Here is a 25231-nt window from a genome sequence, read left to right as displayed (position 1 = left end):
GCCTATGCGAGTCCACGTTGCCGACCACCCGCTGATCACCCACAAGCTCACCGTGCTGCGCGACGTGAACACGCCGTCGCCGACGTTCCGGGCCCTCACCGAGGAGCTCGTCACGCTGCTCGCCTACGAGGCGACCCGACAGGTGCGGGTGCACGAGGTGGACATCCAGACTCCGGTCGCGCCGACGAAGGGCCTCGCGATCAGCGACCCGAAGCCGCTCGTCGTGCCCATCCTGCGCGCCGGGCTCGGGATGCTCGAGGGCATGGTCAAGCTCGTGCCGACCGCGGAGGTCGGCTTTCTCGGCATGATGCGCGACGAGGAGACCCTGCAGCCGACCACGTACGCGAACCGCTTGCCCGACGATCTCTCCAACCGTCAGTGCTTCATCCTCGATCCGATGCTCGCCACCGGCGGTTCGCTCATCGCCGCGATCGACTTCCTCTTCGAACGCGGGGCCGTGGATGTCACGGCCGTCTGCCTCATCGGATCGCCCGAGGGTGTCGCCGCCGTCGAGAAGGCGACCGCCGGCCGCGAGGTCACCGTGGTGCTCGGCGCGATCGATGAGAAACTCAACGAGGTCGGCTACATCGTCCCGGGCCTCGGGGATGCCGGGGACCGCCTGTACGGGCTGGTGTAGCCGCGCGTCACCCGCGGGCGCGAATGCGCCGAATCGCGAGCGATGGGCGCGCTCGCACCGCCTTCGCGCACGAACGCGATGAGTCCCGTGCCGATGAGCATGATCACCGCGCTGACGACGAAGAGCGCCGCGTATCCGCCGGTCGACGCGATCACGACCGCCGCGACGAGAGGTGCGGCAGCCTGGCCGAGGTTCGTGGCGACGTTGAAGACCCCGAGGCCACGCGCCGCCTCGCGGTCTGGGTCGGGCATCACTTGACTGGCGAGCGCGGTCCCGCACGCGATCGACAGTCCGAGGCTCGCACCGAGCACTCCGGCCAGCGCCAGAATGCCCGGTACCGTCGGAGAGAGCAGGGGAACCGCGAGCGCCGCCACGACCGCCAACCCCGCGGCGACGAGGAACGGGCGGCGGCGTCCCAGGCGATCGCTGAGCCATCCGCCGAGGAGCACGGCGACGAGCAGTCCGGCCCCACCGATCACGGCCGCGACCCCGACGAGCACCGCCGCCTCCTCCTCACCGACGCCGACGAAGTCGCTGAGGATGTAGAGCAGATACCCGTGGACACTGCCGTAGGCGACGGTGAAGCAGATGCGCCAGAAGAGCACGATGACGAAGTCGGGATGCCGCCGCGGGTTCACGACGAACCCGCGCAGGAAGACCCCCACCCGGAACGGCTGCGCCTGCGCCTGCGGTACGACGCGATCCCGCGAGGTGAGAGCGAAGACGAGCACGGCGACCAGCACCACCGCTGCGAGCACCCAGTATCCGACACTCGACGTGAGCGCGCCGGAGCCCGCGAGCATCGTGCCCACGACACCACCAGCGACCGCCGCCGCCCCGAGCACTCCAGCGGCCAGCCCGCGCTGCTGCACCGGAAAGCCGTCGACGAGATAGACGCTCGAAGCGATGTCGGTGCCGTTGAGGCAGAACTGCGCGATCGCCCACAGCACCACGAGCATGGCGACCGACGACGCGCCACCCATCGCACCGAGTGCAACGCCGCCGACCACGGCACCCCCGAGCATCCACGGCACGCGGCGCCCCCACCGGCTCCGCGTGCGGTCGCTCAGGGCTCCGACGAGGGGCTGCGCGAGAGCGGTGACGCCGAACGATACCGAGGTCACGAGCGCGAGCGCACCGACCTTGCCCTCGGGATCGATTCGCGCGATCTGCTGAGGCAGCAGCACCGAGAGCACCCCGGCATAGGCCGCGAACAGCGCGACATTCACGACGACAAGACGACCCAGCAAGGCCAGACGTGTTCCCCCCACCTCACGATTCTGCCAGCCCGGAAATCCGACTCCTGACTGGTGCAAGCCCCGTCGATCTCGACAAGCTCGCGCCCCGGTGTGTACACTCGCGGCATGACCGTTTCCGTGCGCCCCCTGACCACCCTTGAGGTGATGGGTTCTCGCGCGGTCATGTGTTGTCGAATGTGTGCCTAATCGGCCCCTCCTCGCCGAGTTCCGTTCGACCCTGAATACGAACTCCGCGGATATCGTCCTCATCACGGCGTGACTCCGCTTGCACGACCGCAGTACCCCGAAGGATCACAACCCCATCATCAGGGGCCCTTCACCCCCACCGAGGATTCAACAACCATGTCCATTGCCACCGTTGAGCGCGCACCCATCGCCCCCGCCGCGCCCGTTCCCACCGCCGCCCCGAGCCGCCGCCTGCAGGCCGTGCCGCAGGGCACCGAGGCCCGAGGCTTCGCCCTCTACGTCGGTCTCGACGAGTTCAAGGCCGTCGAAGCGGGCACCGACCTCGCGCATGTCGTCGCCGAGATCAAGAAGCTCGTGGCCGAGCTCGTCCCCAGCGCCGAGACCTACGCCGCCGTCGCTCTGGCGCCGGTCGGCGCCGGCGGTCGGGACGTCGATGTCGTGCGCCTCGCCCTGCAGGATCCCGCCGCCCTCGCCAAGCACCGCCAAGAGGAAGCGCCGGCCGAGCCCAAGCCTCGCGGTGGGGTCGTGATCGACATCTCGCGCAAGCGTGTGCTGCTCGACGGGGAGACGGCATCCCTGACCTACAAGGAGTTCGAGTTGCTGCAGTACCTCGTGCTGCGCGAGGGCCGCACTGTCGATCGGTCGGAGATCATCGCAGCACTGTGGTCGGTCGGCGATGACGAAGTGCCGAACGAGCGCACGATCGACGTGCACGTGCGCCGCCTGCGATCCAAGCTCGGCGACTTCGAGGACATCGTGCGCACCGTGCGCGGGGTCGGCTACCGCTTCGACCGTCACGCGGATGTCTCGATCCGCCAGGCCTCGACGCCCTCGCCCGACTTCTTCTAAGCGGTCGCTGGCGGGCCGCCTCTCGACGGTTGGCGGTCCGCTCGGCCGGTGTGGTTGTATCCATGGCATGGTTCGCGCAGCCTTCCTCGCCCTGGTGGCCCTGCTGGCGCTCGCCGGGTGCGCCCAGCCTCCCGCGCCGCTCGAGGGCATCTCGGTCTCGGTCTATCAACCGCGACCGGATGTCGCTGCCGGCCGCATCGCGATCCAGGTGCACAACGACGGCACCGAGCCGCTGACCGTCACCGGGGCACGGCTGGAGTCCACCTACTTCGTCGACGACATCGTGTGGACCGGCGACCGCGAGCCGGTGGTCGGCGCGGGGCTGCGGCTCGACCTTCGCGTGCCGCTCGTCGACAACGACTGCACCGCCGACGCCGACGCGGTGCACACGGTCGTGCTCGACTACCGGCTGGGCGACCGATCCGGCACGCTCGAGTTGACGCCCGACGACCCGTTCGACCTGCTGCCTCGCCTTCGGGATGCCGCGTGCCTCGGTGTGCGCGTCGGCGAGATCGTGCAGCTCACCGCGACCTCGGTGGCATCCGCGAACACCTTCGGCACCCCCGGTGAGATCGTCGTCGCCGTGGCGCCGACCGGTGCGACGGGCACCGTGACGGTGGATGCCGCGTACAGCACCACCCTGCTCGCACCCGCGCTCGACGGCGTCGGCACGAGCGAGCTACCGCTCGGCATCGAGCTGAGCGCGGCTGGGCCGACGGAGTTCCGGGTGCCGATCGTTCCCAACCGGTGCGACGCGCATGCGCTCGCGGAGGACAAGATCGGCACGCGGCTGCCGCTCGAGGTCACGACCTCGTCGGGGGCGCAGGGGCGGCTCATCCTGTCGGCGAGCGACGCGCTGAAGGAGCAGATGTACGCGTTCTGGAAGGCGTACTGCGGGCTGTGAATGGCTCGCGGCGAACTCGCAGAAATATAACGGTTGGATAACTAGACACCGTTACCTTTCCGTTATACATTCATAGAGCAGAAGTTGTTTGCTGTGGCAGCTTCCGCGGAATGTGATTGCAGGACACTCTTGGTGCAAGGGAGTGGGCCGGTTCCTAGCCTCTGGAACCGGCCCACAGCCAGTTAACGAGCACGATTCCGCTCCTGACACCCCCGATGCCTAGAGTGGTGTCGTGAGCGACAAGAGGAGCGCCGTGACCGCCTGGGAGGCGCTGTTTCGGGCCCAGGTTGCGGTGGTGCGGCAGCTCGGCAGCGAGTTCCCGGTGCACGGGCTCTCGCTCAAGGAGTACGACGTGCTGTTCAATCTCTCGCGCCAGCCGGAGCAGCGGCTGCGCATCCGAGACCTCAACCGGCACCTGCTGCTCTCGCAGCCGAGCGTGAGTCGCATGGTGGATCGGCTCGCGACGCGCGGGCTGGTCGCCAAGGAGGCCGACCCGGGCGACGGGCGAGGCACGATCGTGTGCCTGACCGACAAGGGCATGGAGCTGTTCCGGCGGGCTGCTGCGGTGCACGCGGCGTCGATCCACCAGGTCGTCGGCTCCGCCCTGACCCGCGAGGAGCTCGAGACGCTGACCCGGCTCAGCGACAAGCTGCGGCTCGGCGCGAAGGGATGACCGCGGCATCCCCGACCCTCGTGTGGTTGCGGGACGACCTGCGCCTGGCCGACAACCCGGCGCTCGCGGCGGCGGCCGAGCGGGGTGGGCCCGTGGTGCTCGTCTATCTGCTCGACGAGGTCAGCCACGGCATCCGACCGCTCGGGAGCGCGAGCCGGTGGTGGCTGCACCACTCGCTCGCCGCTCTGGCGGCGACGGCGCCGCTCGTGCTGCGGCGCGGTCCGGCGGAGGAGGTGATCCCGGCGCTCGTCGCCGAGACGGATGCCGGGGCCGTGTTCTGGAACCGCCGCTACGGAGCCTCCCGCGCGATCGATGCCCGCCTGAAGCAGCGCCTGCGCGACGACGGCATCGACGTCGCCAGCTTCCACGCCAACCTGCTGTTCGAGCCGTGGACGGTCACCACGGCCCAGGGCGAGCCGTACCGGGTGTTCACGCCGTTCTGGCGGGCTGCGCTCGAGCACCCGGTGCGGGCGCCGCTCCCGGTGCCGACCGTGGAATGGGGGCACGCGGCATCCGAGCGCCTCGATGACTGGGCGCTGCTGCCCACCCGACCGGACTGGGCGGCCGGGCTGCGCGACACCTGGACGCCCGGCGAGCGCGGGGCCCGCGAACGCCTGGAAGCCTTCGCCGAGCGCGGCCTGGCCGACTACCACCGCCGGGACGAGCCGGGGGCCGAGGCGACCAGCCGCCTGAGCGCACACCTGCGGTTCGGCGAGCTGAGCCCGTTCCAGGTCTGGCACGCGGTCGAGGGCCGACACGCGAACGCGGAGAAGTTCCTCAGTGAACTGGGGTGGCGCGAGTTCAACGCCGGGCTGCTGTTCCGACTGCCGGAACTGGCCACCACCAACGTCAAGGCACAGTACGACGCGTTCCCGTGGGCGGAGCCCGACCCCGCCGTGCTGGATGCCTGGCGACGCGGGCGCACGGGCATCCCGCTCGTCGACGCCGGCATGCGCGAGCTGTGGCACACCGGCACCATGCACAACCGGGTGCGCATGGTCGCGGCGAGCCTGCTCGTGAAGAACCTGCTCGTGCACTGGCGCGTCGGCGAGCAGTGGTTCTGGGACACCCTCGTCGACGCCGACGAGGCCTCCAATCCGGGCAACTGGCAGTGGGTCGCGGGCTGCGGGCTGGATGCCGCACCCTACTTCCGTGTGTTCAACCCGGTGCTGCAGGCGGCCAGATTCGACCCCGACGGCGAGTACGTGCGCCGTTGGGTGCCGGAGTTCGGCACGCCCGACTACCCGGAGCCGATCGTCGACCTCGGGGCGTCGCGCACGGCGGCACTCGCGGCCTACGAGCGCGTCAAGGCTGCGGTCGACCGCCGATGACGCCGACGGCGCGGGCCGCGACCTCCACGCCACGCCGCCCGGCCGCGAGCACGTCACCGTCACGCACCCACGAGGCGAGGAACCCGGCGCACAGCGCGTCTCCGGCTCCCGTCGGGTCGACGACCTCGGCGGGCACGGCCGACACGGGATGCCCGTCCACGAGCACCCCGTCGCGCCCCAGGGTCAGCACCACCGTGCCGAACCCCAGCGCCTCGGCGACCTCCGCGGGACGATCCGCGGCGGTCAACGCCGCGCCCTCGGCGAGCGAGGCGAACAGCACGTCGGCGCCCGCGATCACCTCGGTGAACCGTTCGGCGCCCAGGTCGGCGATGTAGGCGGCCGAACCCGGGCTCACCGAGACCGTCGCGCCGAGCGACTTCGCCCGCGCGATGAACCGCGCGAAGGCGGTGCCGTCGGAGGCGGCCATCGTGTGACCGGTCAGGTGCACGTGGTCGCCGATGAGGGCGTCGTCGATCGCGCCGAGGTCCAACTCGGCGTTCGCCCCGCGCTCGGTGAGCATCGAGCGGTGTTCGCCGTCGACCAGGATCACGATCGTGCCGGTCGGAGCGCCGGACGCCGTCAGGTGCACGTTCACCCCGGGGAGCAGGGCGGTGTGCCGGGCGACGTCGGCCGCGTTCACGCAGCCGACGAACGAGACCTCGTCACCGAGCGAAGCCAGCCACGCGGCGGTGTTGGCGGCCGACCCGCCGGCCACGCGGCGGATCGTGCTCGGGGTGTCGGTGTCCACGCGGATGGGGCCCGAGGGCACCACGACGACGTCGTCGATGACATCCCCGATCACGAGGATGCGCGGGGTCACGCCAGCGCCGCCCACGCGGTCGCGATCTCGCCCGCGACCCGCACGTTGTTGCGCGCGAGGTCGAGGTTGACCTCGAGGCTGCGGCCGGCGGAGAGCTCCACGATCTTCAGCAGCAGGAACGGGGTGACGGCCTTGCCGGTCACGCCCTCGGCGGCGGCGAGCGCGAGCGCCTCATCGAGCACGCGATCGTGCTCGGCCGGGTCCCACTGCTGCGCCAGGGGGATGGGGTTGGCCACGACGATGCCCTGACCGTGGCCGAGGGCGTCTTGGGCGTGCATGACCGCGGCGACCTGGGCCGCGTCATCCACCGACCAATCGAGCGTGAAGGCGCTCTCCCGCAACCAGAAGCTCGGGAACACGGTCGTGCCGAAGCCGATCACCGGGATGCTCAGGGTCTCGAGCCGCTCGAGCGTGGCCGCGATGTCGAGCACGCTCTTCACGCCGGCGCTCACGACCGTGATCGGGGTCACCGCGAGGGTCGAGAGGTCCGCGGACTCGTCGAAGGTCTCGTTCGCACCGCGGTGCACGCCCCCGAGCCCCCCGGTCGCGAACACACGGATGCCGGCGAGCGCGGCGAGGTGGGATGTCGCGGCCACCGTCGTCGCCGCGCTCGACCCGGCCGCCGCGATGATGGGCAGATCGCGCACGCTCGCCTTGGCGAGCTCCTCCTCGGAGATGCGGCGCACGCCCTCGGCGTCCAGACCGATGCGGGGGACCCCGTCGAGCACGGCGATCGTCGCGGGGGTGACGCCGGCATCCCGCAGGATCGCCTCGAACTCGAGGGCCGCCTCGTGGTTGCGGGGGCGCGGCAGGCCGTGCGAGATGATCGTTGACTCGAGGGCGACGACCGGGCGGCGCTCGGCAAGCGCGGCGGCGACCTCGTCGGAGACGGTGAAGGCAGACATCGCCTCAAGCCTAGGCGCAGCCGCCGGGCTAGAGTCATAGCGCTGAACGAGGGAAGCCGGGTGAGATCCGCATGAAGACACGAGCCAAGGCCGTGCATCCCCTGCGCGATTTCGCCCGCACGTCGCCGGCCCGCGCGGCCGCCGCGGTCTTCGTGCTCGCCGCGGTGGTGTTCAGCGCGCTGCTGGCCCTGCCGATCTCGACGCGGGACCCGCAGGGCACTCCCCTGATCGATGCGATCTTCACGGGCGTCTCGGCGTTCACCGTCACCGGCCTGACCACGGTCGAGACCGCCAGCCACTGGACCCCGTTCGGTCAGGTCGTGATCCTGCTCGCCATCCAGACCGGTGGTCTCGGCATCGTCACCATCGCGCTGCTGCTCGCCCGGGCGGTCACCCGGCACCTCGGCCTGCACACCAAGGTCTTCGCGCAGCAGAGCATCGGCACCTCCAAACTCGGCGAGGTGAAGACGCTGCTGCGCATCGTCGTCGTCACGACCTTGACCATCGAGGGCGTGCTGTTCGCGCTGCTCGTGCCGCCGTTCCTCACCACCGAGGAGCACTGGTGGGACGCCATCTGGAACGCGCTGTTCTACGCGGTCTCGTCGTTCAACAACGCCGGCTTCTCCGTGCACCCCGGCGGCCTCATGTCGCTGAGCGGCAATCCGTGGATCCTGACGCCCCTCGCCATAGGCGTGTTCGTCGGGAGCTTCGGCTTCCCGGTGTTCCTCACGCTCATCATGTCGAAATGGCACTGGAAGCGCTGGACCCTGCACACCAAGCTCACCCTTGCCACCACCACGATCCTGCTGATCGTGGGGGCGATCGGCTGGGGTGCGCTCGAGTGGAACAATGCGGCGACGATCGGCGATGCATCCCCGCTCGACAAGGTGCTCAACGCGCTCTTCGCCTCGACGATGATGCGCTCGGGCGGGTTCGCGATCACCGACACCGCCGCGTCGGAGCCGGTCACGCTGCTGCTGAGCGACGCCCTCATGTTCGTGGGCGGCGGCTCGGCGTCCACCGCCGGCGGCATCAAGGTCACCACCCTCGCCGTGCTGTTCCTCGCGATCATCGCCGAGGCGCGCGGTGACAAAGATCTGCGCGTGGCGTTCCGCTCGATCCCGAGCGAGACGCTGCGCGTCGCCATCAGCGTCACCTTCCTCGGCGCGACCCTCGTGCTGGGCGCGACCGGACTCATCCTTGCCGCGAATCCCTCGGTGGGGCTGGACCGCATCCTGTTCGAGGTGATCTCGGCGTTCGCCACGTGCGGACTCTCGGTGGGACTCTCCGCCGAGCTCGACACCTTCAGCAAGGCGGTGCTCGCCGTGCTCATGGTCGCCGGCCGCATCGGACCGATCGGTCTCGCCGCGGCGCTCGCGTTGAAGCAGCGCAAGCTGCTCTACGACCTGCCGGAGGAACGACCGATCATCGGGTGAGGTCAAGGGCCATCGACGGCGTGCACCACCCGCGTGAACTGCCAGTCGACACTGGATTGGTCGATCGCGGCGTGCACGGGCGAGTTCCCCATCTCGCCGGTGATGCCATCCGCGCCGCGCTCGGCGTGCTCCTGGGAGTCGTACGCGACGATGTCGACGATCGTGCCGTCGCCACGCTCGACGATGCGCCGCCAGAGAAACCCGGGCTGACGCCGAAGGTATCGATCGATGTCGGCGTTGGCCGCAACGAAGTCGGCGGTCGTCAAGCCGGGCGCGGGGCGCAGCGACGTGATCTCGAGAATCTCATCCATGCGCCGATTCTGCCCCCCCCCCCCCCGGGAAGGACATCCGCCCCCGGAAACTGCTCCCGGGGGACGCTAGACCCCCTCGACCGGCAACCACAGCTCGGTGGTCGCGGCGCTGAAGTCGTCGGGCCGGTCGACGATCGCGACGATCGAGGGCCCCTCCCTCAGACGCCACGGATTGGACGGGAACCACTCGGTGGCGGTGGCCGCCCACGTGCTCTGCAGCGCCGACGGGTACGGGCCGGTGGTTCGGAACACCGCCCAGGAGCCCGCCGGAACCTCGATCGTGTCGAGGTCCTCGGGCACCGAGGTCCCCTCGCTCACGGCGACACCGTGCAGGTAGGTCAGTTCGCTGCCCTCGGTGTAGTCGGGGTCGACCTCCGCGCTGACCTGCAGCAGACCGTGCGGCTGCGTATTGCCGAGCGCCTTGAGGCGAGCATGCTCGGTGTCCGGCAGCGAGGCGATGTGCGCCTGGATGTGCGGGTTGGCGCCGTGGTGGATGAGCGGCACGCGCGCCGCGTGGCCGACGAGCCGGAAGGCCGATCGTTCGGTGATCCGAGTGTCCATTGGAGTGTTCCCTTCGACGGTCAGGCGGAACCTGAGGCGTGATTGTGAGCGAAGGGGACCACCGTCTCGGCGCACGTCGCCCGGACCCGCGCCATGCACCGCTCGGAACGCCCGAGTGAATGCCTCGGTCGAGCCGTAGCCGTGACGCACCGCGATGCCCAGCAGCTCACCGCCGGCGAGCACGTCCGCGGCGGCCGCCGTCATGCGGCGTCGGCGGATGTACTCGGAGACGGGCATCCCCGCCAGCGACGAGAACATGCGTCGCAGGTGGTACTCCGTGGTGCCGAGTTCGCGAGCCACCTCGGCGATGTCGATCTCATCGGTGAGGTGGCCCTCGATGGCATCGATCAGCCGGTTGAGGATGGCGATCATGGTGTCCCCTTTCGACATCCAGGCTGCTGGGAGGGCCGACCGTCTCACCCAACTATCGCGGTTCGATTCGGTCGGGTGGGGGTTCGTGCAGGGGGCGGTGCCGAGCGTTGGTGCGCCCGGAGGGATTTGACTCCCAACCCGAGCCGCCGCCACGTTGCTGCGCAACGCGCCGGACTGCACGGGTCGGGGCCCACGAGAGGGTCCGCGTCCTCCCAGACGAACACAACGAAGAAGACCCCACCACAAGTGGCGGGGTCTTCTTCGTTTGGTGCGCCCGGAGGGATTTGAACCCCCGGCCTATTGATCCGTAGTCAATTGCTCTATCCGCTGAGCTACGGGCGCAGAGTCCGCACGAAAGCGGACCGTGCAACTATACCAGCGTCTGCGGGCGGGCCGATCCGCCGACCGCGAATTGGCCGGCGTTGGTGCTTGCACCGGGCGTGCTCGGCCCGATACGGTGTTCGAGCGCCAATGACAAGAAAGGAGCCGAGCGTGTTGAATTTCAAGATTCCGACGGGAATGCCCCGTACCGCCGGGCTCCTCGGCGTCCTCTCCGGCTGCTGATCGGCTGACCTCGCGTCGCCGGTCCAGACGGAGGCGACGCTGAGGAAGCTCAGACCCAGTGCACGGGTGTCCTCGTGCATCCCGAGGGTCATCGCCCCCGCACGGCGACCGTTCTGACGACGCTCGCCGCACCCTCCGCCGCCACGAGCGGCGTCACAGCAGGGCCGACCGCCGACCGCGGATCGCGCCCGTCAGCATCGAAGGAACACCATCATGAACGCCACGTTGTCGACCGCTCCCGGTCGCCACGACCACCCGCCCCAACCCGTCGCGGTCTACCAGCCGCACCGGGTGAACCTGCTCGACCGGCTGGCGCTGCACGTCGGCCTCGCCCTCGTGATGTGGGGCCGGCGGTCGCGCACGCTCGAGACGCACGAACGGCGCGCGAACCGGGTCGAGCTCGAGCTCGCTCGGCTCGAGCGCGAACGCGTCGCCGAGCGCAGCCTGCGCCTGTCGCTGCCGCTGCGGTGAGTCGAATGGATGCCCGGCCCGAGGCCGTCGTCGGAGGATCGCTCCGGCGGCGGCCTCGTCGCTATCGCGGCGCACGCACGCCCAACCGCTCCAGGTGAGCGTTGGAGAAGGTGCCGACCGGGTCGAGCCGTTCGAACAGGTCGCGCGCATCGGCCAGGCGCGGTGTGACGTGCGCGATCGTCTGCGGAGGGATGCCGTTGAGCTTGCCCCAGTGCGGGCGGGCATCGAAGTCGGCGAGCGCGGACTCGAGGTCGGGGAGCAGGGCCCGCACGGCATCCGGTTCGTTGCGCCAGGTGAAGTGGATGGCGAGCGTGTCGCGACCGTAGGCGCCGCTGAGCCAGAGGTCGTCGGCGGCGACCGTGCGCAGCTCGGTGATGAGCAGATAGGGGGCGATCCGTTCGCCGAGCGCCCGAACCGCGCCCAGGGCCTGCGCGCCGACCGCGCGGTCGACGAAGTACTCGGTCTGGATCTCGTCGCCATTGCTCGGCGTGGAGTCCAGCCGGAAGTGTGGCAGCCGCTCCGACCATGGGCCCGGTTCGCCGCCCTGCCGCGTGAGGTTGTCATCCACCTCGGCGAACAGGGATTGGGCGGCGTGCCGATCGCGCACGGCACCCAGCCAGAGATCGGGCACCTCGTCGTGTCCCGCGCCGAGGCGGGTCTTGCGCCACACCTGGCCGATCGTCGGGCCCAGCCAGTCCGTGAAGACGCTCACCGAGTAGGCCGCGCCCATCACCTCGTCGACCTGCTGCAGGTACGCCTCCCACGGCATGCCCCGATAGATGTCCTGCCGCACCCGGAACGACGGCTCGATGTCCAGCGTCACGCGCACGACGACGCCATAGGCACCGAGTCCGACCGCCAGCCCCGCGAAATCCGGATCGCCACGCCGGACCACCGTGAGCTCGCCCCGCGCATCGACGAACTCGATCGCGCGCACTGCCGTGGACAGCGCGCCATTGCGATTGCCCGAACCGTGCGTGCCCGTCGCGACGGCACCCGCGATCGAGATGTGGGGCAACGACCCCATGTTGTGCAGGGCCCAACCACGCTGCTCGAGCCAGGCGGCCAGCACGCCGTATCGGGTGCCGGCGCTCACCGTCACACTCGCGTTCGCCTCGTCGAGCACCGGGTCGGCGGGGATGTCGGTGACCGTGACGAGCGTGCCCGCGCTGTCGGCGAGGTCGTTGAACGAGTGCCGCGTGCCGAGCGCACGCACCGGCCCGCCCGCCGCGATCGCGGCTCGCACCTCATCGATGGTCGTCGCCTCGACCAAGCGCGGGGCGGTGAATCGGTAGGTTCCCGACCAGTTCAAAGTCACGCGAGCGATCCTCTCACGCGAGCGCGTCACCAGGCGTCTGCTGGCGCCTTCACGACCGGCACCGGTGCATACGACCAGTGCGCGCCGTTGTTGTAGTGTCCGGTGGCCCAGGAGGAGGCCCAGATCGCCGCCTCGGTGACCGCGGTCGGCGCGGATGCCGCCAGCGACTCCCGAATGCCGGCGTATCCGCCCAGCGTGTGCAGCGCCTCGGCCGCGTTCTCGGCGGCGATCACCAGGCTGTCGTAGCTGCCGGTGCCGCCACCGCCGCCGGAACCCCAGCCGTTGTTCAACGGGTTGTTGCGGTTCCACCAGGTGTCGACGTAGTTCTCCTGGCGCATCCAGCGGGTGATCACGGTGACGTTCTGCTCCGTCATCGGCCAGCCGCCGAGCACGAGCACGAGCTTGGCCCAGTCGTAGTTGGTGCCGCCCGCCGCCAGGGTCTGGATGCCCGGCGTCGCCGAGTAGGTGTCGCGCGTCACCGGCTGCACCGCCGCGTGGGGCGCCACGCGCAGGGTCTGCGCGTGGGACGTGACGTACGCCGCGAGGATGTCGGCCTGCGTCGGTCGCGGGGGCGCCAGCACGGCGGGAACGCCGATCAGACCGAGCACGAGGGCCACAGTGGCGGCGACGACGAAATCGGTTCGACGCGGACGCCGCGCGCGGCGCGTGGGGGCGGCGTGGTGCAGTGAATGAGTGTTCATAGTGCGGACGGCGCGAGACAAACGCCGGTCGAGACTGTATCGGGCGTACATCCGAATCCCCTGGGAGGTGGATCGGTGCCGTAGCATCCCATCGATGGAACACGTTCTCGTCTCACGCACCGGCGCGGTCACCGAGATCACGCTCAATCGACCCGAGGTGATGAACGCGCTCACCGTGCCCGTGCTCGAGGCCGTGGCCGCAGCGTTCGAGGCCGCGACCGCCGATGGCACCCGCGTGGTGGTGCTGCGCGCGACCGGGGCGGCGTTCTGCTCCGGGGCCGACCTCGCCGACGACGAACTCGGGAAGCCCGAGGTGCAGGCGCGCGTCATCGACGTCGCGAACGGGTTCGTGAAGGCCGTCGCATCTGCGGCAATCCCGGTCGTCTCGGTGATCCACGGGCCTGCTGTCGGGATGGGTCTCTCGCTCGCGCTCGCCGCGGATCTGCCGATCATGTCGACCTCGGCCTATCTGCTGCTCGGCTTCACCAAGATCGGTCTCATGCCAGACGGCGGAGCATCGGCGCTCGCCGCCGCTGGAATCGGGCGTGCTGCGGCGATGCGGATGGCGCTGCTCGCCGAGCGGGTGCCCGCCGACCGCGCGCTGGAGCTCGGCCTCGTCGCGGCGGCGGTGGCTCCCGAACAGCTCGAGGACGAGGTTCAGCGGATCGTCGGCATCCTCGCTGGCGGCGCCCCGCAGGCGCTCGCACACACGAAGCAGGCGATCAACGCGCTGTCGCTCGGGGACCTGGATGGCGCCCTCGCGGCGGAGCGGACCGGACAGCTGCACCTGCTCGGCTCGTCGGACTTCGCCGAGGGAGTCGCCGCGTTCCGCGAGCGCCGCGCGCCGCGGTTCGGCACGGCACAGCGCTGACGGCGCCTACTGCGAGATCGGCTGGTTGGCGTGAACGGTCACTCACTCAGCTGTCTGCATCTGCCCTGCCAGCCCGTTTGCGACGGACCGCCGCGAGTGCGACGAGTCCGGCGCCCAGCGGCACCAGGATCACCATCAGCAGCGGCCACGGGCTGAACGTCCCGCCGGTGAACGCCAGCCATCCCGAAGCCGCGGCAGAAGCCGGGGTCGGCGTGATCGGATGCTCGGTGCACAGCGCAGAGCCTTCGATGCAGACCGGGTCTTCTCCGGTGACGGCCACGACATTGCCGAGCACACTGTCGCCCTGTTTCGCATCGGCGCTGACCGTCACGGTGTAGATGACGGTCAACGCCTCGCCCGAGGGGACCGTGCCGGTGATCCGGAGCGTGGACCCGTCCCGCCGCACCTCCAGCGTTCCGGCGGCAGCGGCTTCCTTGGTGATCGTCGCGTCATCGAGCACGCCCGACATGTCGTCGGTGTAGTCGACGGCCACGGGAGCCGACTCGGGATTCGTGGATACGTTGGTGAAGGTCAGCGTGTACGTCACCTCGTCGCCGGCGGTGACGGCGGTGCCCGACTCGGGGTCGCTGCTCTTGGTCACGACGACGTCGGCGACGTGGTCGACCGTGCAATCCGGCCGTTCCGGGTGGGTGGTCACGCACGACTCGGGGACTTCTTGCCCGGAATCGAGCAGGAAGTTCGCGAGGCGGTCATCGCCGCGCTGACCGTAGGGCTTGACCGTCACCGCGTACGTGACCGTGCCCGTCTCCCCCGGCTGAACGGTGCCGGTGATCAGGATCGTGTCGCCAGTGCGCGCCGCTGTCAGCCCCGCAGAGGCCACCGGTTCCGTGGTCACGTCCGCGTCATCGAGCACGCGTGCCAGGGAGTCGATCGAGTCGACAGTCCCTGCCACAGACCCGTCGTTGCCGAAGTGAAGCGTGTACGTGAGAACGCTGCCGGAGACGGCAGGAGAGTCGGAGGACTCCACACTCTTCCACTGTGACAGCAGCGCGCCGGGCACGGTCACGTAGTCGCACGAGTCGGCACCAGCCAGGGTCTCCGCCGCCGTCACACAGGCGGTGTTCTTGAGCACAGCATCTCCCGCACCGGCGTAGGTCACCGTGTACCTGACGGTCGCCGACTCACCGGAGGCGAGCACACCGGACCACGACAGCTCGGGCGCGCTGTACGACACGGTGCCAGTGGATGCCGAGACGCTGCTGTTGTCGAACGTCGCGTCGTCCAGAACCTCGCTCAGATCATCCACGAAGGTTGCCGGGTTCGATGCCGTGTAGTCGCCCGGGCCGACGTTGGTGACAACGACCTCGTACGCGACGCTCTCGCCGACGGCGGGAAGCTCCGTGCGGTCGGCGCGCTTCTCGATCGTGAGCTTGGGAAGCTCCCATTCCTCGACGGCGCAGGCCTCGCCCGTGGTCGCATCGGGACTGTCGTCGCAGACGGGGGTCACCGGGTTCTGGGGGTCGGTCGGCTGCCAGGCGACATTCTTGACCGCGCCGTCGCCGCCGGCTTTCACGGTGACCGTGTAGCTGAGCTCGACGCTCGCCCCCACGGGCAGCGCGCCCACCCACGACAGCAGCGGCTCGGCGTATGAGATCGTTCCGGGCTGGTCGGCCGTGGCATCCGTGTTGTAGTCAGCGTCGTCGAGCACACCTGCTAGGTCGTCGAAGACCACCGCCGGATCGGACGCCGTGTAGTCGGCGGTTCCGGTGTTGGTCGCCGTCACGGTGTAGGTGACTGTGTCGCCCACGCGGGTCTCCACGGTGGCGTCGCTCAGCTTCGTCAGTTCCAGCGTCGGCTCGATGAAGAACTCGACTGTCGTCGTCCCCGGGTTGTCGATCCCGATCTGGTCGGAGATGTTGTCGGCGCCGTTCTCGTAGGTGACGGTCGTCGACCCCAAAGCCGGATCGATGGTGCTCGTGACGTCGACGGTGATCGTGCATGACTCTTCGCCCGACGACAGCACACCGTCGGTGACGCTCACAGTGTCTCCGCCCGCCGTCGCGTCGACCGTGGCCTGACACGTGCCCCCGACGTTCGCCGGATCGGCGATCACGAGGCCCCCAGCGAGCGTGTCGGTGAACCCCCAGCCGTCCTTCTCGGCAAGCTCGGACGTGTTGGTGACCGTCAAGGTCAGCGTCGAGGTGCCACCTGATGGGACCCGCGACGGCGAGAACGACTTGTCCAGCTGCGGCGTCACATCCAGCACTCGGATGTCGTCGATCGCGTAATCATTGCCATTGCCGTCGGTCGAACTCGTCATGTTGCGAAGGATCACACCCAGCGCGGAGCCGTCGAGCAGCACCGATCGTTGCGAGTACAACGTGGCGCCGTAGATCGGTCCGGTGTTGATCGATGTCGTCGCGCCGATGACCCCGCCCTGCGTACAGGGATTCAGCGGCGTGTCGTTCAACGGCGTCTCGAGCCCGACTTCGTTCACCGCGAAGAACTCGAGATTCGCCTGGGCACGACCGCATGTGGTCGCGGCAGCGTTGACAGAGAACGTCACGAAGCGGTTGGGCGACGAGAACGGGATGAGGTCGTCGGTCTGAAACACGACCTCTCCGCTTGGTGCCCGCGAGTTCGCGAGCTCCGCAAGTCCGGAGTTCGTCTGCGGGCTTCCGCCGTTGAGAGCGGCGATCGCACTGACCATCTGTCGGACCGTGTTCTGGAAGCTGAGCCGACGCGATGCGCTGCCGAAGTCTGCAACGGTGCAATCGGTGGTGTTCGTGGGCGTCGACACGCTGGTCACAAAGCCGTTGCACTCGGCTCTGTTAGACCAGAACGCTGAGGCTGAGTATTCGACACCGCCCGCCGAGACGTAGTCGGTGATACTCAGGTTCTGGCCGGGCGCGTTCTCGAAGTCCTCCGTGTACAGCACCGTCGGGTCATCCGGAACGCCGGGAGAACCCGGAACCGCCACCGCTGCGGTTGTGCCGACCAGCGTCACCGCGACAGCCATGCCCGCCACGAGCGCTCCGGATGCGGTCATCGCCAGGGCGCGGAGCCCTCCCGGCGATAGGTCTCTCGGTGCTGTGCGTCGCACGTGTTGTCTCTGCTTCCACTCCGTCGAAGCCTCCGTCCGTGTGACGGGGTCGGCGGTCAGTGGTCAGTTCCTGAACGCACCGCAACGTCGCGCGGGCATGCGTGGACCCTGCAAGACGGAAGCAGCGCGGATTCGGGAGCGGGCCCCGTGCTGGTCGATCAGCTACGGCCCCAACCGCACCTTCATGTAAGCGGGCCGAGCGGCGCTTCCAATAGCGAGTCCAGCAATGTCACCCCCGAAATACCCCCTGATCCGAGGCGCCTGGTCGGACCTGGTCGGGGCGTTCCGCGGTGGGACGTGCCTGCGGCAAGACCGTGGCGGAGAGGGGGGCTGGATGGGGCAAGCTCGACACCGATGTTGTGTATACGCTCGACGGTATACGGCAGCGTCACAACCGCGTCGAGACAACTTGGGGAGTCGTATCGATGGATGTCCATGAACGGATCGATCACGCCGCCGCGGCTGACAGTGCACCCGCAGCACCTGCAGGTCCGCTACCGCCGCCGATGTTTCCCGCAGAAGCGATGCTGCTCGAGCGGTGGTACGACCTCGACCAGCCTCATGCTCGCGAGATCCTCGAGTTGTTCGAGCGTCTGAGCGATGAAGAGCTCCTCGAGCGTCCCCACGTTCTCACCGGTGCCGCGATCGCCGCGAGCATGCTGAGCGGGAGTCATGCCGAAGGCGGCGACCAAGCCGCCCTGCTCGAGCGCTATCGGTACGTTCGCGCGCGGCAGGAGATCCTCACCGCACGGCAGAACTCGACGCTGGCAGCTCGCTGGTTCGTGACACTCATGATCGGCGCCCGATGGGAAGGTCGTTTCGACAACGCTGTGCTGATCTCCGAGAAGCTCGGCAATCTCACCCGCGACGCGGGTCTTCGAGCTACCGTGACACGACACATCCGAGACGATCTCGACCGCCCTGGACACGTCGCGCTCCAGCGAGGAATCACCGCGCTGCTGGCCGGCTCCCCCGATGCCGCAATGCAACTGTTCACCGAGTCATACCGCGATGGAGGCGACCCGCCGTTCCGACACTTTGCGAAGGTGAACGCCGCAGCGAACGCCGCGATGCTCGCCGCGATCGAGGGGTACCCGGACGCCGCATGCGCCTGGATCGACCGCGCGGGCGACCCGAACGCGCTTCCCGGGTGGTGCCGCGACCTCATCACCATCGGGTCGACGATCGCCTCGACCGTTCTCGCGACCGATGCGCTGGATCTGGAAGCCGCCGACAAGCACGCGCAGCACCTGGCGGGGGCGGGCGACAGATTCGAACTGTGGCCGTACCAGTTGTATGCGCTCACCCAGTACGACCTCGCTCGCAACGAACCGGTCAGCGCCTACCAGCGCTTCAAGCGCATCGGATTCGAGCGCGGGATCAACATCGCGGTGGAGCCCATTGCCGACCACATCGTGTTCCGGGCCTACCTCGACACCCTCGTCGCCGGCGGCGAAGGAGGGCTCGTGATCAGGCTGACCAAGGACCTCGGCAGCCCCATCCGCTCCCTCGTGCCCGTGGCGCGCACTCATCTGCTGGCGGGCAACGACATCGCCGCGGCGCGCGTGTCCGCTCGCGCGATGCGCCGCGTCCTCGCTCCCTTGAAGGACATGTGGGAGGCGACAATCGTCCATGCCATTGCGCGTATGAGACTGGGCGAGACCGACGCAGCTCTGCGCTCGTTCACGATCGTCACCGCCGGAGAGCCTGCAGCGCTGCCTTCGATTCTTGCGCGGCAGCGCCCGCAAGACGTTCGCGACCTCTTCGCGTTGGCCGGGCTCGAGTTCGATTCGCAGTTCGACCACACCTCTCCGGCGGGCATCGAGCTCATCGAACTCACGGAGCGCGAGAAGGTCATCTTGCAGCACCTCGTCGACCGCCGCACCATTGCCGAGATCGCCACGACGGACTTCACCTCCGTGAACACCGTGAAGACCCACGTCAAGCGCATCTACAAGAAGCTCGGTGTGAGCAACCGCTTGGAAGCAGCGGCCCTCGCCAACCAGCAGGGGTTGGTCCGTTGGCACCACAACGACGGCATCCCGGGCACAGAGACCTGACAGCCCGGCTGAGGTCGCGCGCGGCCGGCAGACGTCTCAGGCGGGTCTTGCCCTCCCGGTGTAGGCCACCACGAGTCGGAACCCGGCCCACACCACGCCGGTCACCGCCGAGGCGACGAACGCCAGGACGACATCGGGCTGGAAGAGCGCCCAATACGTGATCGGAGTGCCGTTCAGGCTCGGCACCACACCGAGGAGCACCCAGGCGGCGGCGATCGTGGTCAGCAGCGGAAACCACAGGCTGAAGAGGCCGGCAAGGCCCGACCGGGTCTTGGCGCGGATCTTGGTGCGTCGCAGCCATGCCCAAACCATGCTGAGCAGGTAGACGATGGGCAGCGCCACGACACCGAGGAACAGCACCTGGCGGGTCCAAGCCGACGAGCCGTCGTAGTAGTGAAGGCCGAGCGCCGTGTCGGAGATGCCGATGCGGAGGGCGTCGGTTTCCTCGAAGCCCATCCCGCTGCCGGCGTTGACGAGCACGATGGCCGCGGTCTTCTCGGCGGGGATCATCGTCGCAAGGGTCTCGACGCCCGGGCTCACCCCGGTGTGCCAGACCGAGCCATCGGGTTCCACGTACCAGCCGAAGCCATAGAACGGCGAGACATCGCTCACCGGGCGCATCATCTGCGCCTTGCCGTCGGCGCTCAGCACATCGTCCTCGTCGTTCATCATCATCCGCAGATAGCGCGCGACATCGTTGGCACTGGCGAAGATGCCACCCTGGGGTGCCGTCGCGCGGTCGGTCGGGCCGTCGGCCACCGGGATCTTTGTGCCGAACCACGGCACGTGGCCGGTCGTCGCGGAGCCGTGGACCTCGCCGTCCGCGACGAAGCTGTCGTGCATGCCGACCGGCTCCAGGATGTGGGTCGTCATGTAGGTCTGATAGTCCTCGCCGCTCACGACCTCGATCAGGCGACCCAGGATCTCGTAGTTCGCGTTCGAGTACTCCCACATGGAGCCGGGTTCGTGGGCGGGAGTCACCTCCGTGAGCTGGGCGACCCCGCGCGCGAGCGCATCCTTCTCCGCCGGGGCGTCCGGATGCGAGGCGTTCCCTTGACCGGTGGAGAAGCCACTCGTGTGACTCAGTAGCTGTCGCACCGTGATCGTGCCGGAGGTGCGACCGGAGAAGCCGTCGAGGTACCGCGAGATCTCGGCATCCAGGTCGACCTCGCCGGCCTCGACGAGTTGCATCACCGCGAGCGCCGTGAAGCTCTTGGAGATCGAGCCGATCACGAAGGGAGTGTCGGGCGTGACCGTGGCCTCGCCACCGATCTCGAGGACGCCACGCGCGCCCGCCGCGGCGATCTCGCCGCTCTGCACGACGGTGTACGCCAGGCCCGGCGCACCGGAGGAGGGCATCTCGCGGTCGATCAACTCCTCGATCGGCCCCGCCGGGGCGGTCGGCGGCGAGGCGACCCCGAGGGCAGCAGGTGCGGCGACGCTCAGGCCGAGCGCGAGGATCGACAGCAGGGCACGGAAGTTCATTCGGTTTCTCCTTCGAGGGGAGCGTGAAGACCGCCACGGTCTCGAGCGGCAATGGCGGCCGCGTTCGAGCGACGATGTGAACGACGGCGACGATGAACGCGGCGAGATCGGTGCGAGACAGGGACTCCTGCTCGCGCATCGCGGCGACGGTCGTCCGACCGCCTTCGTTGAGTTCATTGGTTAGTTAGTTGTGTAACTAACCAAGCAGGAAGGGTCGGGGATGTCAAGTCTCGGACTCGAACCCGTGATCGTCCCTCTCGCCCGAGCAGCACCCGTCGCTCGTGCGCTTCACCATGGAGCACGCCATACAGCCGAGCTGCGACCTCGCTGACTCCTTCGAGCCCGGGCTCGACTCCACCCTCGACGGAGTGACGTCGGGCGTCTTCTGATGGCGAGTCGACCAACGGGAGCGAACAGCGCCACTGGCCGGGATTCTTGGAGCGGAGTCCGGCGGCGCTGTCAGGTCCTGCCGTCGTGGATTCGGTTCCGGCAGTGGAGCTGAACAGGTGCGATGCGGCGGACGCACCTCTCGGCACGCCCGCCGCATCCGCTCGTTCAGTGCGCGGCGGAGTGGTATGCCCGCACCGACTTCAGCCCGTGCGTGAGCGCCGCCCCCGCGCGCAGGGCCGTCGCGACGAAGACCGTCTCGGCCAGTTCCTCCTCCGTCGCGCCCTCGCGCTTCGCGCTCGCCGTGTGAGCGTCGATGCAACCCTCGCACTGGGTGGTGAGGGCGACCGCGATCGCCATCAACTCCACGTACTTGCGAGGAAGGACGTTGCCTTCGGCCCGCAGCGCAGCGTCGTCGAATGCCATGAGCTTCGCGAAGGTGTCGGGCGCGGCGGTGCGCAGCGCCCGGACCAGTTCGCCTTGCGTGGGCGTCTCACTCGTCGGGGTCATCGGGGATGCGTCCTTTCTCAGGGTGGTTGTCACTCGGCCAGCCGGGCATCCGCTGCCGCGCCATCCCGCTCGGCATCGGCGTCGAGCACGATCGGCTCGGCGTCGACGGATCCGCTGGCGGCGAGGCGGGCAGCGATCACGCGCTTGACCTTCGGGTAGCGGATGGCGCCCCAGACCGCCGCGATCACCACGGCGACCCCCAGCACAATCGTCAGCTCGAACGTCATGCTCATGCTGATGAGCATGTAGGACTGGTACCCGCAGATCGCGATGCCGACCACCGCCAGAATCCAGTGCACGCGGGCGTCGAGCTTGAACGGCGCCGCCGCGATGAGCTCCGGATGCGCGTAGCGCAGCCGCAGCGAGGCGAGCAGCACCAGCACGAACAGGATCTGCGCGACGCCGGCGACGGAGCTCGCGAGCACGTCGAGCGGAACCTTGAAGACGACCGGAGCCAGGCCGATGAGGAAGAGACCCATGAGCAGGAAGTGCGGGGTGCCGAATCGCTTGTTGACGGCCCCGATCTTGCTCGGGAACCACCCGTCATCGACCGCGGCGAGCATGCTCTTGGAGCCGGTGAGCAGCTGGGCGTTCATGGTGCTGATCACGGCCATCATGGCGCCGCCGAGGATGAAGAACTCGAGCGCGACGGGGGGCAGGAATTCGCCCGCGACGAGGCTGAGCGGCTGACCCGCCACCTGGTCGATCGGGAGGATGCCCGCCGCGACGATCGAGACGAGCACGTACATCACCGCGGCGAGGATCGTGCCACCGACGACGGCGACCGGGATCGTGCGGCCGGGGTGCTTCATCTCGCCGCCGAGCTCGACGACGACGGTCGCCCCGCCCGTGGCGAAGGTCAGCAGCGCCGCTGCCTGCAGCAGGCCGGGCAGCCCATCCGGCATGACCGGCGGATAGTTCACCCAGTCGACCTGGCTGAGTCCCACGACGATGAAGAGTCCGAACCCGGCGAGCATGAGCGCCGACATGACGAGGCCCAGGCGCGCGCCGATCGCCGCACCCAGCAGGTTGGCGACGAAGAAGAAACTGATCAGCACCACCGCGGTGACGGTGGGGTCGAACCACGGGTTCAGACTGTTCATGTACTGGCCCGCCGCGATGCCGTAGATGCCGAGGCTCGCCTGCGCGAGCACCATGACGAACATGTTCGCGTAGCCGACGATCGGATGCAGCAGCCGGCTGGCGTAGGTGTATCCGCCGCCCGTGACGGGCATCGCCGACCCGATCGCCGCGTACGGCAGCGACACGATGATGATCGACAGGGCGGCGATGATGAACGCGATCGGCACCCCGCCGCCGGTCATCGCGATGGCGACACCCGTCAGCGAGACGATGCCGCCTCCGACGATCTGGTTGAAGGCCACCCCTGTCGCCTGCGGGGTGGTGATGGTGCGCTTCAAGTTGTCCTGATTGACCCCGACATGGGTTTCGGGTGCCTGTGCAGTGGTAGCCATGTCTCCTCGCTCATCAGTTGCCTCATTGCAACTGGATCTAACATGCGGTTGAACGCATCAACGGTTGTTGACAATTTCGGATAGTATCAACATAGAGTTGAGGTGCGCAACGTTTTGTGTCACTCTCGTGCCAACGATCGTTGCGAGGAAGGGATTACATGACATCGAGCAACTCGCGCCACGACGCGGGGGGCACGGGCACGCGAAGCGAGGGCGAGTACCTCATCCAGATGCTTGCGGCCCTGGTGGAGTCACTCGGCGAGGCGTTGCCGCCGACGAGCGAACTGCTGCTGCACGACCTCTCGAAGCTTCCCAACTCGATCGTCGCGATCAGCGGCACGGTCACGCGCCGCAGGGTCGGCGATCCGGCCACTGACCTGCTGCTCGGGGCGGCCGCGAAGGGCGAGTTCCAGACGAAGATCGGCTACGAGACCCGCCTCGGCGACGGCCGTCGCATGAAGTCCTCCACCGTCATCGTGCGGGATTCCAGCGGCACGGCCATCGCCGCGATGTGTGTCAACACTGACCTCTCCGCCTGGGAGGAGATCCATCACATCTCGGCGCTCATGCTCGGCCTCGCCGGCGCAACGACCGACGCCCCGGTGCAGCCGGCGCCGACTTTCCCGAGCGAATCGGAGGAGATCTTCACCTCCGACGTCGACGAACTTGCGATGCACCTCATCAACAAGGCGACCGCGGTCTCCGGCATCCCGGTCGAGCTGATGCGCAAGAAGCACAAGATCGAGATCGTGCGCGAGCTCAACGCGCGCGGATTCTTCATGCTGAAGGGCGCCGCCGACAAGGCCGCGACCGCACTCCGCGTCAGTCGCTTCACCATCTACAACTATCTGAACGAGATCTCCGAAGGCTCACAGGTCGGCGGAGAAGAGGAGGAAACCGCATGAGCGCGTTCGCGCAGCGAGTCAACGCCATCACGATCGACGAGCTCCGCTCCACCGGGGCCACGAAGTGGTCGGCGACCGATGGATCGATCGGCGCGTTCGTCGCCGAGATGGACTTCGGTATCGACCCCCACGTCACCGCCGCGCTCCACACCGCCGTCGACGATGGCGCGTTCGGCTACATGCCCGCGCGGATCGCCGCCGACCTCTCCGATGCAACATCCGAATTCCTCGAGCGGCGGTACGGATGGCAGGTCGCCCCATCTGACGTGCGGGCCATCCCCGACGTGATCATGGGGCTCGAACTGGCCATGGAGCACTGCTCGACGCCAGGGTCGAAGATCATCGTGCCGACCCCGGCCTACATGCCGTTCCTCATGGTGCCACCCATGCGGGGCCGCGAGGTGATCGAGATGCCGCTCGCGGTGCGCGATGGTCGCTACGAGTTCGACCTCGACGAACTGCAGCGCGCCTTCGACCAGGGCGGCAACCTGCTCGTGCTCTGCAACCCCTACAACCCCGTCGGTCGGGTGTTCGCCCGCGAGGAACTCGTGGCGATCTCGGAGGTCGTGGCCCGCAACGGCGGACGCGTCTTCTCGGACGAGATCTGGGCGCCGCTCGTCTACAGCGGCTCGGTGCACGTGCCCTACGCCACGGTCTCGCCGGCAGCGGCCGACCACACGATCACGGCGATGAGCGCCTCGAAGGCGTGGAACTTGCCGGGGCTCAAGTGCGCCGAGCTCGTGCTGACGAGCGACCGCGACCGCGAGACCTGGGACCGCATCGGCATGTTCGCCGGTCACGGCACGAGCAACCTCGGCGCCATCGCGAACGCCGCCGCGTTCCGCAGGGGCGACCCGTGGCTCGACGACCTGGGGGCCTACCTCGAGTCGAACCGCGACCGCCTGCTCGAGCTGGTCGCCGAAGAGCTCCCGGGGGCCTGGATGCCGCGACCCGAGGGCACCTATGTGGGCTGGATCGACTTCCGCGACACCCGTGCGGGCGAACGCCCCGCGGAGTTCTTCGCGCGCGAGGCGTCGATCGCGCTCACCGAGGGCACGATGTGCGGGGTGGCCGGCACGGGCTTCGCGCGGCTCATCTTCGCGACGCCGCAGCCCATCCTGGAGCACATCGTGCGCGCACTCGGCGAGTCCACCCGCCGGACCGCAGCCGCGTGAG

At 68.7% G+C, this 25231-nt stretch carries 22 protein-coding genes and 1 tRNA gene; 11 read left to right on the top strand and 12 right to left on the bottom strand.

What is annotated here, in order from left to right; all coding sequences use genetic code 11:
* Nucleotides 1-4: 4 nt before the first annotated feature.
* Nucleotides 5-637, top strand: coding sequence for a uracil phosphoribosyltransferase (gene upp, locus PYV02_RS02410; RefSeq protein WP_275755830.1), 633 nt, complete (start codon nt 5-7; stop codon nt 635-637).
* Here upp and PYV02_RS02405 read toward each other — a convergent pair.
* Nucleotides 583-1908, bottom strand: coding sequence for an MFS transporter (locus tag PYV02_RS02405; RefSeq protein WP_275755828.1), 1326 nt, complete (start codon nt 1906-1908; stop codon nt 583-585). The genes upp and PYV02_RS02405 overlap by 55 nt on opposite strands.
* Nucleotides 1909-2238: 330 nt before the next feature.
* Here PYV02_RS02405 and PYV02_RS02400 point away from each other — a divergent pair, with 330 nt between their 5' ends.
* From PYV02_RS02400 to PYV02_RS02385, 4 genes are all read left to right on the top strand, one after another.
* Complete coding sequence (locus PYV02_RS02400) at nt 2239-2931, top strand: winged helix-turn-helix domain-containing protein (protein WP_275755826.1); 693 nt, start codon at nt 2239-2241, stop codon at nt 2929-2931.
* 67 nt (nt 2932-2998) lie between these two features.
* Nucleotides 2999-3835: a hypothetical protein gene (locus tag PYV02_RS02395; protein ID WP_275755824.1), complete on the top strand. Its 837-nt coding sequence runs from the start codon at nt 2999-3001 to the stop codon at nt 3833-3835.
* A 232-nt stretch (nt 3836-4067) separates the two neighbouring features.
* Entirely contained in the window at nt 4068-4508 is a 441-nt protein-coding gene (locus PYV02_RS02390; RefSeq protein WP_275755822.1) for a MarR family winged helix-turn-helix transcriptional regulator, read from the top strand.
* Complete coding sequence (locus PYV02_RS02385) at nt 4505-5839, top strand: cryptochrome/photolyase family protein (RefSeq protein WP_275755820.1); 1335 nt, start codon at nt 4505-4507, stop codon at nt 5837-5839. The genes PYV02_RS02390 and PYV02_RS02385 overlap by 4 nt, the downstream gene beginning before the upstream one ends.
* Here PYV02_RS02385 and PYV02_RS02380 read toward each other — a convergent pair.
* Both PYV02_RS02380 and PYV02_RS02375 read right to left on the bottom strand, forming a co-directional pair.
* Complete coding sequence (locus PYV02_RS02380) at nt 5814-6659, bottom strand: carbohydrate kinase family protein (RefSeq protein ID WP_275755818.1); 846 nt, start codon at nt 6657-6659, stop codon at nt 5814-5816. The genes PYV02_RS02385 and PYV02_RS02380 overlap by 26 nt on opposite strands.
* Entirely contained in the window at nt 6656-7564 is a 909-nt protein-coding gene (locus tag PYV02_RS02375) for a pseudouridine-5'-phosphate glycosidase (RefSeq protein ID WP_275755816.1), read from the bottom strand. Before PYV02_RS02375 ends, PYV02_RS02380 begins: the two co-directional genes overlap by 4 nt.
* A 71-nt stretch (nt 7565-7635) precedes the next feature.
* Between PYV02_RS02375 and PYV02_RS02370 the strand changes: the two genes are divergently transcribed.
* Nucleotides 7636-9000 (top strand): TrkH family potassium uptake protein, encoded by a 1365-nt coding sequence (locus PYV02_RS02370; RefSeq protein WP_275755813.1) that lies wholly within the window; start codon nt 7636-7638, stop codon nt 8998-9000.
* A 2-nt stretch (nt 9001-9002) separates the two neighbouring features.
* Here the strand turns inward: PYV02_RS02370 and PYV02_RS02365 are convergent, their stop codons facing one another.
* From PYV02_RS02365 to PYV02_RS02355, 3 genes are all read right to left on the bottom strand, one after another.
* On the bottom strand, nt 9003-9311 hold the full coding sequence (locus tag PYV02_RS02365) for a hypothetical protein (protein WP_275755811.1): 309 nt from the start codon (nt 9309-9311) through the stop codon (nt 9003-9005).
* A gap of 66 nt (nt 9312-9377) precedes the next feature.
* Nucleotides 9378-10244: an AraC family transcriptional regulator gene (locus tag PYV02_RS02360; protein WP_275755810.1), complete on the bottom strand. Its 867-nt coding sequence runs from the start codon at nt 10242-10244 to the stop codon at nt 9378-9380.
* 266 nt (nt 10245-10510) lie between these two features.
* Nucleotides 10511-10586, bottom strand: a tRNA-Arg gene (locus PYV02_RS02355).
* Between the two features lie 435 nt (nt 10587-11021).
* On the opposite strand from PYV02_RS02355, the gene PYV02_RS02350 reads away from it, so the two are divergent.
* Entirely contained in the window at nt 11022-11279 is a 258-nt protein-coding gene (locus PYV02_RS02350; RefSeq protein ID WP_275755808.1) for a hypothetical protein, read from the top strand.
* A 61-nt stretch (nt 11280-11340) separates the two neighbouring features.
* Here PYV02_RS02350 and PYV02_RS02345 read toward each other — a convergent pair whose 3' ends face one another.
* Together PYV02_RS02345 and PYV02_RS02340 are read right to left on the bottom strand one after the other, a co-directional pair.
* Nucleotides 11341-12597 (bottom strand): FAD-binding protein, encoded by a 1257-nt coding sequence (locus tag PYV02_RS02345; RefSeq protein WP_275755806.1) that lies wholly within the window; start codon nt 12595-12597, stop codon nt 11341-11343.
* A 26-nt stretch (nt 12598-12623) separates the two neighbouring features.
* Entirely contained in the window at nt 12624-13298 is a 675-nt protein-coding gene (locus PYV02_RS02340; protein ID WP_275755804.1) for a hypothetical protein, read from the bottom strand.
* A gap of 94 nt (nt 13299-13392) precedes the next feature.
* On the opposite strand from PYV02_RS02340, the gene PYV02_RS02335 reads away from it, so the two are divergent.
* Nucleotides 13393-14169 (top strand): enoyl-CoA hydratase-related protein, encoded by a 777-nt coding sequence (locus PYV02_RS02335; RefSeq protein ID WP_275755802.1) that lies wholly within the window; start codon nt 13393-13395, stop codon nt 14167-14169.
* Between the two features lie 46 nt (nt 14170-14215).
* Here the strand turns inward: PYV02_RS02335 and PYV02_RS02330 are convergent, their stop codons facing one another.
* Complete coding sequence (locus tag PYV02_RS02330; protein WP_275755799.1) at nt 14216-17179, bottom strand: DUF7927 domain-containing protein; 2964 nt, start codon at nt 17177-17179, stop codon at nt 14216-14218.
* Between the two features lie 560 nt (nt 17180-17739).
* On the opposite strand from PYV02_RS02330, the gene PYV02_RS02325 reads away from it, so the two are divergent.
* On the top strand, nt 17740-19293 hold the full coding sequence (locus PYV02_RS02325; RefSeq protein WP_275755797.1) for a helix-turn-helix transcriptional regulator: 1554 nt from the start codon (nt 17740-17742) through the stop codon (nt 19291-19293).
* A gap of 36 nt (nt 19294-19329) precedes the next feature.
* Here PYV02_RS02325 and PYV02_RS02320 read toward each other — a convergent pair whose 3' ends face one another.
* From PYV02_RS02320 to PYV02_RS02310, 3 genes are all read right to left on the bottom strand, one after another.
* On the bottom strand, nt 19330-20778 hold the full coding sequence (locus PYV02_RS02320; RefSeq protein ID WP_275755795.1) for a serine hydrolase domain-containing protein: 1449 nt from the start codon (nt 20776-20778) through the stop codon (nt 19330-19332).
* A gap of 555 nt (nt 20779-21333) precedes the next feature.
* Nucleotides 21334-21675, bottom strand: a complete 342-nt coding sequence (locus tag PYV02_RS02315; protein ID WP_275755793.1) for a carboxymuconolactone decarboxylase family protein — start codon at nt 21673-21675, stop codon at nt 21334-21336.
* Nucleotides 21676-21704: 29 nt separating this feature from the next.
* Nucleotides 21705-23150, bottom strand: coding sequence for an APC family permease (locus PYV02_RS02310; protein ID WP_275755791.1), 1446 nt, complete (start codon nt 23148-23150; stop codon nt 21705-21707).
* Nucleotides 23151-23308: 158 nt separating this feature from the next.
* Between PYV02_RS02310 and PYV02_RS02305 the strand changes: the two genes are divergently transcribed.
* Both PYV02_RS02305 and PYV02_RS02300 read left to right on the top strand, forming a co-directional pair.
* The gene (locus tag PYV02_RS02305) at nt 23309-24055 is read left to right on the top strand and encodes a helix-turn-helix transcriptional regulator (protein ID WP_275755789.1); all 747 of its coding nucleotides are present in this window, start codon (nt 23309-23311) and stop codon (nt 24053-24055) included.
* Nucleotides 24052-25230, top strand: coding sequence for a MalY/PatB family protein (locus tag PYV02_RS02300; protein WP_275755787.1), 1179 nt, complete (start codon nt 24052-24054; stop codon nt 25228-25230). The genes PYV02_RS02305 and PYV02_RS02300 overlap by 4 nt, the downstream gene beginning before the upstream one ends.
* Nucleotide 25231 lies beyond the last annotated feature (1 nt).

It is taken from the genome of Antiquaquibacter metalliresistens (assembly GCF_029211225.1).
Classification (GTDB): domain Bacteria; phylum Actinomycetota; class Actinomycetes; order Actinomycetales; family Microbacteriaceae; genus Rhodoglobus; species Rhodoglobus metalliresistens.
The sequence above is the reverse complement of the archived record's forward strand: the minus strand, read 5'-3'. Positions and strand labels throughout refer to the sequence as shown.